The organism is Arthrobacter sp. Y3222053 (genome assembly GCF_059092805.1).
The window spans coordinates 1-324 of record NZ_JBNHIA010000021.1; the positions used below are offsets into that span (position 1 = coordinate 1).

Here is a 324-nt window from a genome sequence, read left to right on the forward strand (position 1 = left end):
TCGGCGCTGTGGGTCTTAGCTTCCGGGTTCGGAATGGGACCGGGCGTTTCCCCCACGCTGTGACCGCCGTAACCCTTGCCACCAAACCAGTCACCCCCTGGGGGTGTGGTGGTGAAGTCTGTGGTTACACGTGTTCAACCGTGTATTCAATTATTGGTGTTCCCCTGGCCCGCACGTGGTGGTGTGGGTTGTTGGTTGGGAACCACATAGTGGACGCGTAGCAGTCTGTGCTGTTTTTTCGTGTGTGGTGTAAGTTGTCGGCCTATTAGTACCGGTCAGCTTCACGGGTCTTTAGTCCCCGCTTCCACATCCGGCCTATCAACC

General features: G+C 57.1%; 1 rRNA gene. It reads right to left on the reverse strand.

From position 1 onward, the window contains the following. Positions 1-71, reverse strand: a 5S ribosomal RNA gene (gene rrf / locus AC5RUW_RS16640); the annotation flags it as partial. Positions 72-324: the final 253 nt, after the last annotated feature.